Source organism: Sphingosinicella sp. BN140058 (assembly GCF_004135585.1).
GTDB lineage: Bacteria > Pseudomonadota > Alphaproteobacteria > Sphingomonadales > Sphingomonadaceae > Allosphingosinicella.
Genome location: NZ_CP035501.1, coordinates 4476759 through 4491261, shown reverse-complemented (window position 1 = coordinate 4491261; position 14503 = coordinate 4476759). Strand labels below are relative to the sequence as shown.

Sequence of the window (14503 nt, the reverse complement as noted above, 5' to 3'; positions counted from 1 at the left end):
CTTAGCAAGGGTCATGCCAGAACGGCGAAGTGCGGCTTACGATGGTTAATGACCGGCGCACGCCGTCCCACCGCGGGAATGGTGGATCAACGGAGACGAGTCGCCATTCGCCACCACTCCGGCTGAACAGCCGCGATAGCCTGCGCAGCGGCGTCACGATACTCCGAGACGTCGAACAGCGCGAAGCAGGTAGCGCCCGAGCCCGACATGCGGACGAGGGTCGCGCCCGGCGCCGCGGCAAGCAGCCCAAGTACCTCCGCAATTACCGGGGCCACCGAGGCCGCCGGCGCCTGCAGATCGTTTCGGCCCTGCCGGAAATCCTCCGGCAAGGCGCCGCCGTCGACGCCGCTCCACGCCCGGAACACCGGTCCGGTCGCAACCGGCACGCCGGGATTGACGAGCAGCACCGGCATTCCGGCAAGCTCCGGCACTGCCACCTCCCGCAGATCATCGCCGCGCCCGCCGCCCCGGCAGGTTCGCGACAGCAGGCAGGCGGGTACGTCGGCGCCGAGCGGCCGGGCGAGGTCGAGCAGATCCCGCTCCTCGGCCCCGATGTCCCACCAGCGGTTCAGCAGCCGCAGCGCCGCGGCCGCGTCGGCCGAGCCGCCGCCGATCCCGGAAGCCACCGGCAGCCGCTTGTCCAGCGTCAAACTGGCGCGCGGATCGACGTCGAAGCGGTCGGCAAGAGCACGGGCGGCGCGAAGCACGAGATTGTCGGGCTCCGCGGCGAGACTGAGGCCGAACGGCCCCGCCAGGCGCAGGCTCAGCCCCTCGCCTTCTTCGACGCGCAGCCGATCGCCGTCGGCGCAGAAGGCGAACAGCGTCTCTATGCTGTGGTAGCCATCGGCCTGCCGGCCTCGCACGTGAAGCGCGAGGTTGAGCTTGGCCCGCGCGAGTTCCTCCATCAGGGCGCAGCGAGCTCGGGTTTCAGGCCGAGGTCGAGCTTCGACCGGATCCGTTTCGAGGCGTCGTCGTCCTCGGCATAGACCAAGGCGGCCTGCCAGGCATAGCGCGCCTCGAAGCGACGGCCGGCGCTGTAATAGGCGTCGCCGAGATGTTCGTTGATCGCCGCATCGGACGGCTCTCCGCGCGCGGCCCGCTCGAGCAGTTCGATCGCCTTCGGGTAATCGCCGCGGACATAATGGGCCCAGCCGAGCGAATCGGTGATCGAGGCATTGTCCGGATCGAGCTTGCTCGCCTGCCGGATCATCTGCTCGGCCTGCTCGATATTCTCGCGCCGTTCGAGCTGCGAATAGCCGAGGAAGTTGAGCACCACCGGATGCTGCGGCGCCAGCGCGTAGGCGCGCTCGGCAGCGAACTTCCCGCCGGCCCAGTCGCCCGCCCGAGTGAGCGCGGAGCCGCGCAGCAGCCACAGGGTCCAGGCGGGGGTGGACGATGACGGCGCCGCGGCGGCAGCCTTCAGTGCCTCGCCATAGGCCTCGGCCGCTTCCTTGTTGCGGTTGAGGCCGCCGAGCAGATCGCCGAGCCTCGCCCAGGCCGTTACCGAGCCAGGGTCGGCCTGCGTCGCACGTCGGGCATCGTCCAACGCTTCTTCGCCGCCGCCGCTCTCGACCAGCAAGGTCAGCCGGCGGTCCATTGCCGCCGGACCGAGCAGGCCATTAGGCGCGATGTGATCGAGCGCGGCGAGCGCCGCCTTTTGATCGCGGCCCGCGAGCAACTCGCTGGCCGAGAGCCAGGTTTCGCTGCTCTGCGGTGCCACGAAGGTCGCGATCCGCGCGATCGACAAGGCAAGCGCCGGCACTTCCTGGCCGCGCAGATCATTCGAAATGCGGACGAGCAGCGAAGCGATGCCGGCGGCTGCGATGTCGCCCTCGAACAGCGGCTGCTTGCGCTCCAGGAACGTCCGCGGCCGTGCATAAGCCGGATTGTCGCCGGCGACCAACGCCAGCGCCTCCTTGCGCCCATTCTTGCGTGCGAGCAGCGCGGCCGCGGCGAGGCGGAGACGATCGGAGCGACCGTCGGCGCGGGCGAGAAACGGCGCCAGCGCGGCGAGCCCGTCCTTCTTGTTGCCCTGTGCGATCAGCAACAATGGCGTGAGATCGCCGCCATAGGCGGTGGCGAGCGGATCGTCCTTGGCCGCGGCAAGGGGCGCAAGCGGATCGCCCTTGCCCGAGCCGACCGCGATCCACGCATGGAACAAGGGCGCGGTGAAGGCGAAGACCTTGTCCTCGGCCATGCGGTCCGCCTGCAGCCCTGCCCGCTTCCAGTCCTTGCGGCGAACGGCGTCTGCCAAGAGCACGAGCCGACCGTCGGGACCGATCGCACCGGCGCGATCGAGGATCGTCGCGGCACGTACCGCCAGCGGATGATTGCCCGCGACGATCGCCTCCTCCAGCGCACGCGCGGCGAGCATATCGTTGTCCGGCGCAAGATCGAGCGCGGCGGAATAGCCGTCGATCGCCTGCTGCTCGGCGCCGAAGCTGTCGGCGGCGAGCGCACGCGCATAGGCGGCGAGCGCCGACTGATCCTCGACCCGCGCGGAAGCCGCGGAGAAGGGATGAATGAGAGCGCCTGCGAGAAGGACGCCGAGCGCACGCCTACATGTTGGGATAGTTAGGGCCTCCTCCGCCTTCCGGCACGACCCAGTTGATGTTCTGGGTCGGATCCTTGATGTCGCACGTCTTGCAGTGGACGCAATTCTGCGCGTTGATCTGCAGCCGCGGACGACCGCCTTCCTCGACGTATTCGTAAACGCCCGCGGGGCAGTATCTTTGCTCTGGCCCGTCATATTGAGCGAGATTGACGTCGACCGGTATGCTTGCGTCCTTGAGCGTCAGGTGAACCGGCTGATCCTCTTCGTGGTTGGTGTTCGACAGGAACACCGAGGACAGGCGATCGAAGCTGATCACGTTGTCGGGCTTGGGGTACGCGATCTTGGGCGCCAGATCCTTGCGCCACATGCCCTCATTGTCGCGATGGTGCCCCATGGTGAACGGCAAGCCGATCTTCAGATAGCGCATCCACATGTCGACGCCGGCGAACAGGGTGCCGACCGTGCCGCCGAACTTCGCCACCATCGGCTCCACGTTGCGGACCATCTTGAGCTCGTCGGCGACCCAGCTTGCGTGCAGCGCGGTATCGTAGGCGTCCAGGGCATCGCCCGTCCGCTCCGCAGCAATCGCCTCGAATGCGGCTTCGGCTGCGAGCATTCCGGATTTCATCGCGGTATGACTGCCCTTGATCCGCGGCACGTTGACGAAGCCGGCCGAGCAGCCGATCAGCGCGCCGCCGGGGAAGACCAGTTTCGGGATCGCTTGATAGCCACCCTCGTTGATCGCGCGCGCGCCGTAGCTGACGCGGCGGCCGCCTTCCAGGATCGCACGGATCTCCGGATGCTGTTTCCAGCGCTGGAATTCCTCGAACGGCGACAGATGCGGATTGCGGTAGCTGAGCGCGACCACGAAACCCAAAGCGACCTGGTTGTTGTCCTGATGGTAGAGGAAGCCGCCGCCCCAGGCCTCGTCGAGCGGCCAGCCCTGGGTGTGGATCACTCGGCCGGGCACGTGCTTGGCGGGATCGATGTCCCACAATTCCTTGAGACCGATGCCGTAGACCTGCGGTTCGCTGTCGCTGTCGAGGTCGAAGATCCGCTTCAATTCCTTGGTGAGATGGCCGCGCGCGCCTTCGGCGAAGAAGGTGTAGCGGCCGTGCAGCTCCATGCCGGGCTGGTAATCGGGCTTGCGGGTACCGTCGCGGGCGACGCCCATGTCGCCCGTGGCGACGCCTTTAACCGAGCCGTCGTCGTTGAACAGCACTTCCGCCGCGGCGAAGCCGGGGAAGATCTCGACCCCGAGCGCTTCCGCCTGTCCGGCGAGCCAGCGGCACAGGTTGCCGAGGCTGAGCGTGTACGTGCCCTTGTTGTTCATAAACGGGGGCATCAGCGCATGCGGCATTTCGCGCTTCTTCGTGCTGGTCAGCACCCAATGATGATTTTCGGTCACCGGCACCGTCATCGGGCTGTCGAGTTCGCGCCAGTTCGGCAGCAATTCGTCCATTGCCCGCGGATCGATCACGGCGCCGGAGAGGATGTGGGCGCCGACTTCCGAGCCCTTCTCCAGGATGCAGACGGAGAGTTCGCGCCCCGCCGCCTCGGCGAGCTGCTTCAGACGGATGCTCGCGGCGAGACCGGCCGGCCCCGCACCGACGATCACCACGTCATACGCCATAGACTCGCGTTCGGACATTCAAGCTCTCCTTGCGGGCTGCCGGACTCTCCTCATCGCAGGCAGCTAACGCCTCGCAGATAGGTGCCAATTTTCCGGTTGACCAGCCCGCCCGCTATAGCGCTTTGCTGGACCGGGATGGAGCGGGGTAATGAACACTGGACCCCTGCGGCCGCTGCAAGCGTGCTGCAGTGGTGGTCCGACGCGGGCGTCGATGTCCTGATCGACGAAGAACCGCGCGACTGGTTGCGCCCGCAGCCGGTCCCCTCGGCGCGCGCCGCCGAGCCTGCGCCGCTCGACGCGAGACGCCAATCGGCCCCACCCGCTGCGCGCGTGCCCGCCGCTCCGGCCGCGCCTGCGGAGGATCTTCCGGGCCAGCTCGACATGTTCCAGGCCTATCTGCGAACCAGCGAAAGCCTGAGCTTCGCCGCGCCGGCGGCATCGCGGGTCTGTCCGGCGGGCGATCCGGCGTCGGGTCTGATGATCGTTGCCGACATGCCGTCGACCGAGGATTGCGGCACCGGCACCCTGCTTTCCGGCGAACCGGGCCGCCTGTTCGACCGCATGCTTGCGGCGATCGGGCGCGATCGAAACTCCATCTATCTCGCCGCTTTGTCGTGCCTGCGCTCGCCGGACGGTCGCTTTTCGACCGACAGCGCGCGCAACTGCGCCACTCTCGCCCGCCACCATGTCGGGCTGGTCGCACCGAAGGCGGTGCTGCTGCTCGGCGATGCCTGTGCCAAGGCGTTGACCGGGCTGTCGATGGCGCAGGCGCGCGGCCGCTGGCATGAAATCCAGACGCAATCCGGGCCGGTTAAGGCGCTCGTCTCGATTCCGCCCGCAACCCTGCTCAATCTGCCCGCCGCCAAGGCGCATGCCTGGGCGGATCTCCAGATGCTGATCGAAGAGGTGAACGCATGAAGCTCAAGACGCTCCTGCTTGCCGCCGCCCTCGCTCTTCCCGGGGCGCCGGCGCTTGCCGACGACGCCGGCACCCGTGCCGTCGTCCCGACGATGCTGAACGCGGACCAGCGCAGCGCCTATCGCGAGATCTTCGCAGCGATCCGCGCCCAGGATTGGGTGGGCGCGACCGCCAAGCTTTCCGCGATGCCCGAGGGGCCGCTCCACCCCGCCGCCTGGGCCGAGCTTTACCTCGCCAAGGGCTCGCCCAAGGTCGAGCTGTTCCAGATCCTGCCGCTGCTCGAGCGCGCCCCCGAAATGCCGAAGGCGGAGCAGCTCGCCCGGCTCGCCGCGACGCGCGGCGCGACGTCGCTGCCCGTCGTCCCGGTGCCGCAGCGGCTGATCTGGCAAGGCAGCCAGCCGCGGCGCGAGCGGATCGCGGGCAACAAGAACGATCCCGTCGCCGTCGAACTCGAAACATTGGTGCAGCCCCTGATCGTCGGCGATCGCCCCGCCGAGGCCGAAGCGTTGCTTATCGAGAAGCAGCCGTTGCTGACCCCTGCCGCTCTGACCGAATATCAGCAGCGTATCGGCTGGTCTTATTACCTGATCGGCAACGATGCCGACGCGCGCCGGATCTCCGATCAGGCGCGGGCCGGGATCGGCGAGTTCGCGCTGCAGGCAACCTGGACGTCGGGTCTCGCCGCCTGGCGCATGAAGGATTGCCGCGCCGCTGCCGATGCCTTCGCGACGGTCGCCGGCCGCGCCACCGATGTCGAATTCTCCGCCGCCGGAAGTTACTGGGGTGCCCGTGCCGAGATGATGTGCGGACGTCCCGAGCGCGTACAGCAACAATTGCGGAGCGCCGCGCGCCTCAAGGAAACCTTCTACGGCATGCTCTCCGCCACCGCGCTCGGCATCCGCGATCCGGGCTTTGCCGGCCTGCACGATTATCGCGACGCCGAATGGCGGCCGATCGCCGACAAGCCCAACGTCAAGGCCGCCATTGCTTTGGCTGAGATCGGTGAGAACGAACTCGCCGACCAGTTCATTCGCCAGCAGGCTCGGATCGGCAGCACCACAGATCACAATTGCCTGCTGCACCTCGCCGCCGACCTCAATCTCGCGGGCACGCAATATTGGCTGGCCCACAACGCCCCTCGCGGCGCCACGATCAATGTCGCCGCCCGCTATCCCCGGCCCGATTGGCGCCCGACCAAGGGCTGGCGAGTCGACCAGGCGCTGGTCTTCGGCCACGCGCTGCAGGAATCGAACTTCCGGACCGCGGTGATCAGCCCGGCCGGTGCCCAGGGCCTGCTCCAGGTCCGTCCGGGCACGGCCGGCGACATCGCCCGCGCGCGCGGCGAGGCGTTCACCGCCGACCAGCTCAGCCAGCCCGCCCCCAATCTCGAATATGGCCAGAGCTACATCGAATATCTGCGCGACCTGCAGGCCACCGGCGGCCTCCTTCCCAAGGTGATCGCCGCCTACAATGCAGGCCCGAAGCCGATCGGCGAATGGAATTTCCGTCAGATGGATAAGGGCGATCCCCTGCTCTACATCGAATCGATCCCTTATTGGGAAACACGGGGCTACGTGCCGATCGTGCTTCGCAATTACTGGGTCTACGACCAGGTCAACGGCAAGACCTCGCCCAGCCGCCACGCCCTCGCCCAGGGCATGTGGCCGCGCTTCCCGGGCCTTCCCGGCGCCGCCGCGGTCCGTCTGCAGAAGAACGAGAAGGCGCTGGCGCTGGGCACGGAGTGAGTTCCACCATTTGATCTCGGCCCCACCGTTCGGGCTGAGCTTGTCGAGGCCCTCTCCTTCCCTCTTCCGAAAGAAAAAGAGGGGCTCCGACAGCCTCAGCCCGAACGGGGGTGACGGGTACTTGCAGCAGGTTCGTTCTTGCTATGTTCCGCGCAAGCGCGCATGCTTCCCCGCATGAGTCGCCCCGACGTGCAACATGGCCGCGGCGCGCCCGAGAACCGGACGCCGACGCGTTTCAATCTTCCCGTGCGGGAGGCGGACGGCGATTGGCTCGATGCGCGCGAGGATCTCGACGGCGGCCCGCCGCCGCTGCGCACCACCGTGACGGTGGAGAAGCCGAAGACGATCATCGCCCGAAACACGTCGCCCGACATCGGCTTCGACCGCTCGATCAATCCCTATCGGGGCTGCGAGCATGGCTGCATCTACTGTTTCGCGCGGCCGACCCATGCCTTTCACGATCTCTCGCCCGGGCTCGACTTCGAATCGAAGCTGTTCGCCAAGCCGGACGCCGCCGCCTTGCTGCGCGCCGAGCTGTCCAAGCGCGGCTATGTTCCAAGGCCGATGGCGCTCGGTACCAACACCGATCCCTACCAGCCGATCGAGGCGCGCTGGAAGATCACCCGCAGCGTGCTACAGGTCCTCGCCGAGACCAGGCATCCGCTGACGATCACCACCAAGTCGGATCGGGTGACGAGAGATATCGACATCCTCGCACCGATGGCGGCGGATGGGCTCGCCTCCGTCGCAATCTCGGTCACATCGCTGACGCCCGCTATCTCCCGCACGCTCGAACCGCGCGCGCCGGCCGCACGCAAGCGTCTGGCGGCGGTGCGGATGCTGACCGAGGCGGGCATTCCCGCCCATGTCGCGATCGCGCCGGTCATTCCCGGCATCACCGATCATGAAGTCGAACAGATCGTCGAGGCTGCAGCAGAGGCCGGCGCCGTGGGAGTCTTCTACCTCCCGGTCCGGCTGCCGCACGAGGTCGCGCCCTTGTTCCGGGCGTGGCTGGACGAACATTTCGGCGACCGCGCCGGCAAGGTGATGAACATCATCCGGGAGTTGCGCGGCGGCCGCGACAACGATCCCGATTTCTTCACCCGGATGCGGGGCTCCGGCCCCTGGGCCGACCTGATCGCGACCCGCTTCAAGATCGCCATGACCAAGCACGGACTTACCCGCGAGAAAGCGAGCCTTCGCACGGATCTGTTCGTGCCGCCGCAAGGTGCCCAGTTGCGGCTTCTCTAGGCGCTCGCGCGCTGCTCCTCGTCGAAACGAACCGCAGCGAGATCCTTGAACCGGCAAACGATCAGGTCGCCATCCGCCGCAGCGCGCATCTGGATGAAACTGCCGCCTCGGCTGCGGGCGATGCTCGTCACCCGATGCCATTCGCCGGGAACGTGATCGATGCTGACCCAGAGCGGCCGGCCCTCGCCAAGCCCGGCTTCGGCCAGTTCGAACAATTGCTGTTGTACGCTCTTCACAGGCTGGTCCGTCCCCTCACGCCGCAGTGCGCAGGCGGTAATCGCGATACTGTTCGCGCAGTGCCGTTTTCAACAATTTGCCGGTCGCGGTGTGCGGAAGGCTGTCGACGAAGACGATTTCGTCGGGAAGCCACCATTTGGCGACATGATCGGCAAGGTGGGCCAGGATCTCCTCCGCGCCGATCTGCGCCCCGGGCTTGCGGACGACCAGCAGCAGCGGCCGCTCGTCCCATTTCGGATGCGCGACGGCGACGGCGGCGGCCTCGGCCACTCCGGGACAGCCGACGGCCGCATTTTCGAGCTCGATCGAGCTGATCCATTCGCCGCCGGACTTGATCACGTCCTTCGAACGATCGGTGATCTGCATCACGCCGTCGGCATGCAGAATGGCGACGTCGCCGGTGTCGAACCAGCCCTCTGCATCGATCACCGGACCGCGCTCGTCCTGGAAATACTGGCGGAGCACCCAGGGTCCTCGCGCCTGCAGCCGGCCGGAGGCCTTGCCGTCGCGCGGCAGAACCGCGCCCGCGTCGTCGACGGTGCGCAGTTCCACCCCGAACGGCACCCGTCCTTGCCGACACAGATAATCGAGCTGGGCGCCGTCATCGAGTTCGTCCCAATTGCCGAGCGGCGCCCCGCAGGTGCCGAGCGGCGACATCTCGGTCATCCCCCACGCATGACCAACCCGGATGCCGCGATCGCGGAACCACTCGATCATCGATCGCGGCGCCGCGGCGCCGCCGATGTGGACGACGCGCAGGCTTGCCAGATCGCCGTCGGTCGCCTCGACATGGGCGATCAGCGCGAGCCAGACGGTCGGCACGCCGGCAGTGTGGCTGACCTTCTCGGCCCGCATCAGATCGCACATCACACTCGGATTATAGTCGGCCGAAAAGACCATCTTGCCGCCGGCAATCGCGGTCGCGAACGGCAGGCCCCAGGCGGCCGCGTGGAACATCGGCACGACCGGCAGCACCACGGCCCGGGCGGTCAGCTCGAACAGATCGCCCGAGGTCAACGTCATCGCCTGCAACACGGTCGAGCGATGCTCGTACAATACGCCCTTGGGATCGCCGGTGGTGCCGCTGGTGTAGCAGAGCATCGCCGGTTCGCGCTCGTCGCCCTCGCGCCACTGATAATCGCCGGCTTCTTCGTCGATCAGATTCTCGAACCCGGGCTCGCCCGGTGCGGGGTCGAAGCAGATGAATTTCTCGATCGTCGTCCAGCGCGGCTTCAGCCGCTCGACCAGGGGCGCGAAGGCGCGATCGTAGAACAGGATCCTGTCCTCGGCATGGTTGGCGATGTAGGCGAGCTGATCGTCGAACAGGCGCGGGTTGATGGTGTGGATGATCCCGCCCATGCCGATCGTCCCGTACCAGGCGACGACGTGCCGGCTGTGGTTCATCGCCAGCGTTGCGACGCGATCGCCCGGACGGACGCCGAGCCGCTCGAGCGCCGCCGCGAGCTTGCGGCTGTCGCGCTGGATTCCCGCCCAATCGGTGCGCGTCACCGTCCCGTCGGCATAGAGGGAAACGAGTTCACGCGTGCCGTGCTCGCGCGCCGCGTGATCGAGGATCCGCATGATGCGGAGCGGCCAATCCTGCATTCCACCAAGCATAAACTCTCCCGTTTGCGGGGGAGTGTATGCCCTCAGGAGACCAGCGCAAGCCGCGGCGCGGGGGCGGCCGAGAGATTGACGGCGACGATGCCCGGCAGACGCTCGATGCGCGCCGCGAGATCGGCGTCCAGCTTGAAGTCGCGGCCGAGCAGCACCTCGGCCTGACCACCATCGAACCTGGCGCGCAGGCGAAGATCGCCGACGCCGCCGCGCTCGCTTGCCAATGCCTCGGCAAGGCGGCGCAGCGCCGCTTCGTCGGCAACCTCGACTTCGAGCTGCAGACGAGCGCGCTTCGACAGGGTTTCGAACAGCTGGATCTGCTTGATCGTCACACGCGGGGTCTCGTCGCCGGGGCGGCGATCGAGCTCGACGGTGAGCAGCGCGCAGGCGCCGGACTTGGCCGCTTCCTCCAGCCGTTCTGCGACATCGTCTTCGAAGCAGGTCGCGACGAACTGCCCCGACGCATCCGACATCGTCGCCATCAGATAGCGGCGGCCGCGTGCCGACGTCCGCCAGCGCGCATCTTCGACCATGCCCGCCATCACGCCGTTGGAGCGGCCGCCGTCCGGCGGCGCCGGCATCGCGCAATAGGCGCCGAAGCTGCGTGCGCCATGCGCCTCGGCAAGGTGGCGGAAGCGATCGACAGGATGCGCGGAAAAATAGAAGCCGAACGCTTCCTTTTCCGCCGCCATGCTCTCGGCCATCGACCATGCGGCGGCGACCGGCATCCGGATCGGCACGACATTGCTCTCGCCGCCGAACAGCCCGCCCTGCCCGCTGGTCCGCGCCTCGGCTGCGCTCGACGCGTGCGCCAGGATCGTCTCGGCAGCAGCAAACACTGCGGCGCGGTTCGGTGCCAGCGCGTCGAACGCTCCGCCCGCGGCGAGACTCTCGATCTGACGGCGGTTGAGCAGGCGCGGATCGACCCGTTCGGCGAAATCATCGAGCGACTTGAAGCGCCCGTTGATCTTCCGTTCGTCGACGAGCTGCTCCATAGCCTTTTCGCCGACGCCCTTGAGCGCGCCAAGCGCATAGCGAACGGCGTGACCTTCGCCATGCGGCTCGACATCGAACTCGGCCTCGCTGGCGTTGACGCAGGGCGGCAGGCACTCGATCTCGAGCCGGCGCATGTCGTCGACGAAGATCGCGAGCTTGTCGGTCTGGTGCATGTCGAAGCACATCGACGCCGCGTAGAATTCGACCGGATAATGCGCCTTCAGCCACGCCGTCTGATAGGCGACCAGGGCGTAGGCCGCCGCGTGGCTCTTGTTGAAGCCGTAGCCGGCGAACTTGTCGATCAAATCGAACAATTCGTTGGCCTTGGCCTTGTCGATCTGGTTCGCCTTGCAGCCGGTGACGAAGCGTTCGCGCTGCGCGTCCATCTCCGCCTTGATCTTCTTGCCCATGGCACGCCGAAGAAGATCGGCTTCGCCGAGGCTGTAGCCGGCGAGGACCTTGGCGGCTTCCATCACCTGTTCCTGGTAGACGAAGATGCCATAGGTCTCGCGCAGCACGTTCTCGAGCAAAGCGTGCGGATATTCGATCGGCTCGCGGCCGTTCTTGCGGGCGCCGAAGGTCGGAATGTTGTCCATCGGGCCCGGCCGATAGAGCGAGACGAGCGCGATGATGTCCTCGAAATTGGTCGGCTTCACCGCCGCCAGGGTGCGCCTCATGCCTTCGGATTCGAGCTGGAACACGCCCACCGTCTCGCCGCGCTGAAGCAGCTTGTAGACCTCTTCGTCATCCCACGCCAACGTGTCGAACGCGACATCGATTCCGCGCTTGCGCAGCAGATGTGCCGCCTTCTGCAGCACCGACAGCGTCTTGAGGCCGAGAAAGTCGAACTTCACGAGGCCCGCGCCTTCGACATATTTCATGTCGAATTGGGTGACCGGCATGTCCGAGCGCGGATCGCGATAGAGCGGCACCAGAGCATCGAGCCGGCGATCGCCGATCACCACGCCGGCGGCGTGGGTGGAGCTGTGCCGCGGCAAGCCTTCGAGCTTCATCGCCAGGTCGAAGAGGCGGCGGACCTGCGCGTCGCCCTTATACTCGGCGGCAAGCTCCGACACGCCGTTCAGCGCACGGTCGAGCGTCCACGGGTCGGTGGGATGATTCGGGATCAGCTTGGCCAGGCGATCCACCTGCCCATAGGACATCTGCAGCACGCGGCCGGTGTCCTTGAGCACGGCGCGCGCCTTCAGCTTTCCGAAGGTGATGATCTGCGCGACCTTGTCAGCGCCGTAGCGCTGCTGGACGTAACGTATGACCTCGCCGCGCCGGGTTTCGCAGAAGTCGATGTCGAAGTCGGGCATCGACACGCGTTCCGGATTGAGGAAGCGTTCGAACAGCAGGCCGAGCCGGAGCGGATCGAGATCGGTGATGGTGAGCGCCCAGGCGACGGCGGACCCGGCGCCCGAGCCGCGCCCCGGGCCGACCGGAATGTCGTTGTCCTTGGCCCATTTGATGAAGTCGGCAACGATCAGGAAGTAGCCGGGGAAGCCCATCCCGACGATGATCTTGATCTCGAACTCCAGCCGATCGAGGTAGACCTGGCGCTGCTCGGCGGTGAGATCGGGATAGACGGCGAGCCGTTTCTCGAGCCCGGCATAAGCGTCCTCGCGCAGCTGCCGCGCCTCGCCTTCGAGATCGCCGGCGACGCTCGGCAGGATCGGCTTGCGCTTCGGCGCGCCGACCGCGCAGCGGCGCGCGACCACCGCCGTATTCTCGATCGCTTCGGGAAGATCCTCGAACAGACGGCGCATCTCGGCAGCCGGCTTCATCCAGGCCTCGGGCGAGGATTTGCGGCGATCATCGCGGTCGATCTGGCTCGATTGCGCGATGCAGAGCATGGCGTCATGCGCTTGGTGGAAATGCGGCTCGACGAACCGCGCCGGATTGGTCGCGACCAGCGGCAGATTGCGCGCATAAGCGAGGTCGATCAGCCGCGCTTCGGCTTTCTCCTCGACCGCGTCGCCGCGGCGGCTGAGCTCGATGTAGAGCCGGTTGGGAAACAGCGACTCCAGCCGACCGAGCACGTCGTCGGCGAGTGAATCCTGCCCTTCCGCGATCAGCCGGGCCAGCGCGCCCTCGGCACCGGCGGTCAGCGCAATCAGCCCTTCGGTGCGCCCCTCGAGAAAGTCGAAGCGGACATGCGCTTCCTCTTCGACGGGACGATCGAGATGCGCGGCCGAGACCAGCGCGCAGAGATTGTCGTAGCCGGCGCTGGTCTGCGCGTAGAGGGCAAGCCAATCGATGATCGGCGGTTTGCCGTCGGGCGTTCCGGGCCGGGCGAGGCCGAGCATCGTGCCGACCACCGGCTGGACGCCCTCACCTTTGCACGCATCGGTAAAGGCCATCGCGGCATAGAGGCCGTTCCGGTCGGTAAGCGCCGCCGCGGGAAGATCGAGCTTTTTCGCCTGCTTGGCGATCGCCTTCGGCTCGATCGCGCCTTCCAGCATCGTGTAGCAGGAGAAGATTCGGAGCGGAACGTAGGGCGCGGACATGGATTCGTTATGGGCAGCCGCGTCCCGATTGGAAAGTGAAACGGGATCTTTTCCACAGGAAATCCGCGACTTCAGCGGCCTTCCCGAACGCTCCTGATCTCGGAAATCCGCGCGGCATAGACGCCGTCGACGCACGCCGCCGAGCCGCATCGTTCACGGCGGGCCAAGAAGGCATCGCGGCTCCTTCGCAGATGACGCTGAGTCGCCGCATCGCTGTTCGCCATCGCTTCATAATAGACCGAGGCCATCTGCCGGTCGCGGCCGGCCAGAGTGGGCGACGCGCAGATCATCCGCTCCGTCCGTGTTCCTGCATGACGGCAGTTGAAACTCGGCTTGGCGACCGGCTGTCCGGCGGGGATCTTCGGAGCGGCAACCGGCGCGGCAGATCTCTCATCCTTCTGATCCAAGACGGCGACTTGCGGAGGCGCGGCCGAAGGCCCGCTTGGCTGCGGCACCGTCACCACCTGCGGCAGCTTACCGCCGGCGAGACCGAAGGTCGCAAGGCGGTAAACGATCGGTTCTGCGCCATCCATCTGGTAGACGAGGCCGCTGTCGTCCGCCGCCTGCTGGGCCGAATATTCGACATCGGCCGAAACCCGGCGCATGCCGTCGAAGGCATTTTCGGCACCTGGCGGAAGCTCGAGAATGAAGCGGCCGCTGCAAACGGTGACGTCGAGCGCCTCGTCCCGGCTCTTCACCAACGGCTTTTCCATCCGCACCACCGAGGCGGCGGCGATCGGATCCAGGTTGCGCGCATCCGAATTGCGGATCCGCGCCGCTTCCTCGAAAACCAGGGACTTCAGGCGATCGTAGGTCTCCGCGGAGGCGCATGCCTCGCGCAGCCGTTTGCTTGTCGCCCCAGCACGTTCCTTGTCCGTCTCAGCGCCCGGTGCGCCCTTGGCCTTCATCCAGTCGCAACCGCCGGCGAGAAACATCGAACAAAGCATCGAAGCCGCCAAGACTCTGCGCATGCGGACCTCCGATCCGGGTAAACATCGCCGCGCCAACGCACGAAACCCGGAAACCGGCTCCAAGAGCGAAA

General features: G+C 66.8%; 10 protein-coding genes. 3 read left to right on the top strand and 7 right to left on the bottom strand.

What is annotated here, in order from left to right; all coding sequences use genetic code 11:
- Nucleotides 1-86: 86 nt before the first annotated feature.
- The 3 genes from ETR14_RS20220 to ETR14_RS20210 all read right to left on the bottom strand — a co-directional run bounded on the left by ETR14_RS20220 (nt 87) and on the right by ETR14_RS20210 (nt 4205).
- Nucleotides 87-905: a 4-(cytidine 5'-diphospho)-2-C-methyl-D-erythritol kinase gene (locus ETR14_RS20220; RefSeq protein WP_206185877.1), complete on the bottom strand. Its 819-nt coding sequence runs from the start codon at nt 903-905 to the stop codon at nt 87-89.
- Complete coding sequence (locus tag ETR14_RS20215; RefSeq protein ID WP_129388106.1) at nt 905-2374, bottom strand: tetratricopeptide repeat protein; 1470 nt, start codon at nt 2372-2374, stop codon at nt 905-907. The genes ETR14_RS20220 and ETR14_RS20215 overlap by 1 nt, the downstream gene beginning before the upstream one ends.
- A gap of 184 nt (nt 2375-2558) precedes the next feature.
- Nucleotides 2559-4205, bottom strand: coding sequence for an electron transfer flavoprotein-ubiquinone oxidoreductase (locus ETR14_RS20210; RefSeq protein ID WP_129388102.1), 1647 nt, complete (start codon nt 4203-4205; stop codon nt 2559-2561).
- A 117-nt stretch (nt 4206-4322) separates the two neighbouring features.
- Between ETR14_RS20210 and ETR14_RS20205 the strand changes: the two genes are divergently transcribed.
- The 3 genes from ETR14_RS20205 to ETR14_RS20195 all read left to right on the top strand — a co-directional run bounded on the left by ETR14_RS20205 (nt 4323) and on the right by ETR14_RS20195 (nt 8101).
- Complete coding sequence (locus ETR14_RS20205; RefSeq protein ID WP_129388099.1) at nt 4323-5105, top strand: uracil-DNA glycosylase; 783 nt, start codon at nt 4323-4325, stop codon at nt 5103-5105.
- Nucleotides 5102-6850 carry a lytic transglycosylase domain-containing protein gene (locus ETR14_RS20200; RefSeq protein WP_129388096.1) on the top strand — a complete coding sequence of 583 codons (1749 nt, stop codon included), beginning with the start codon at nt 5102-5104 and terminating at the stop codon, nt 6848-6850. Before ETR14_RS20205 ends, ETR14_RS20200 begins: the two co-directional genes overlap by 4 nt.
- Before the next feature lie 174 nt (nt 6851-7024).
- A complete protein-coding gene (locus tag ETR14_RS20195) occupies nt 7025-8101 on the top strand; it encodes a PA0069 family radical SAM protein (RefSeq protein ID WP_129388093.1) in 1077 nt (358 codons plus the stop codon).
- Here ETR14_RS20195 and ETR14_RS20190 read toward each other — a convergent pair.
- The 4 genes from ETR14_RS20190 to ETR14_RS20175 form a co-directional block, all read right to left on the bottom strand.
- A complete protein-coding gene (locus tag ETR14_RS20190; RefSeq protein WP_129388090.1) occupies nt 8098-8337 on the bottom strand; it encodes a hypothetical protein in 240 nt (79 codons plus the stop codon). The two genes, ETR14_RS20195 and ETR14_RS20190, sit on opposite strands and share 4 nt — an antisense overlap.
- Before the next feature lie 16 nt (nt 8338-8353).
- A complete protein-coding gene (locus ETR14_RS20185) occupies nt 8354-9955 on the bottom strand; it encodes a long-chain fatty acid--CoA ligase (RefSeq protein WP_129388087.1) in 1602 nt (533 codons plus the stop codon).
- A gap of 32 nt (nt 9956-9987) precedes the next feature.
- Nucleotides 9988-13461: a DNA polymerase III subunit alpha gene (dnaE, locus tag ETR14_RS20180; protein WP_129388084.1), complete on the bottom strand. Its 3474-nt coding sequence runs from the start codon at nt 13459-13461 to the stop codon at nt 9988-9990.
- Between the two features lie 71 nt (nt 13462-13532).
- Nucleotides 13533-14495, bottom strand: a complete 963-nt coding sequence (locus tag ETR14_RS20175; protein WP_129388081.1) for a lysozyme inhibitor LprI family protein — start codon at nt 14493-14495, stop codon at nt 13533-13535.
- Nucleotides 14496-14503: the final 8 nt, after the last annotated feature.

What these genes read in the sequence shown, in the direction of transcription:
- ETR14_RS20185 (WP_129388087.1), bottom strand. Translation starts at nt 9,955, where the DNA reads ATGCTTGGTGGAATGCAGGATTGGCCGCTCCGCATCATGCGGATCCTC.
- ETR14_RS20195 (WP_129388093.1), top strand. Translation starts at nt 7,025, where the DNA reads ATGAGTCGCCCCGACGTGCAACATGGCCGCGGCGCGCCCGAGAACCGG.
- ETR14_RS20210 (WP_129388102.1), bottom strand. Translation starts at nt 4,205, where the DNA reads ATGTCCGAACGCGAGTCTATGGCGTATGACGTGGTGATCGTCGGTGCG.
- ETR14_RS20200 (WP_129388096.1), top strand. Translation starts at nt 5,102, where the DNA reads ATGAAGCTCAAGACGCTCCTGCTTGCCGCCGCCCTCGCTCTTCCCGGG.
- ETR14_RS20205 (WP_129388099.1), top strand. Translation starts at nt 4,323, where the DNA reads ATGGAGCGGGGTAATGAACACTGGACCCCTGCGGCCGCTGCAAGCGTG.
- ETR14_RS20220 (WP_206185877.1), bottom strand. Translation starts at nt 905, where the DNA reads ATGGAGGAACTCGCGCGGGCCAAGCTCAACCTCGCGCTTCACGTGCGA.
- ETR14_RS20215 (WP_129388106.1), bottom strand. Translation starts at nt 2,374, where the DNA reads ATGCTCGCCGCGCGTGCGCTGGAGGAGGCGATCGTCGCGGGCAATCAT.
- dnaE (WP_129388084.1), bottom strand. Translation starts at nt 13,461, where the DNA reads ATGTCCGCGCCCTACGTTCCGCTCCGAATCTTCTCCTGCTACACGATG.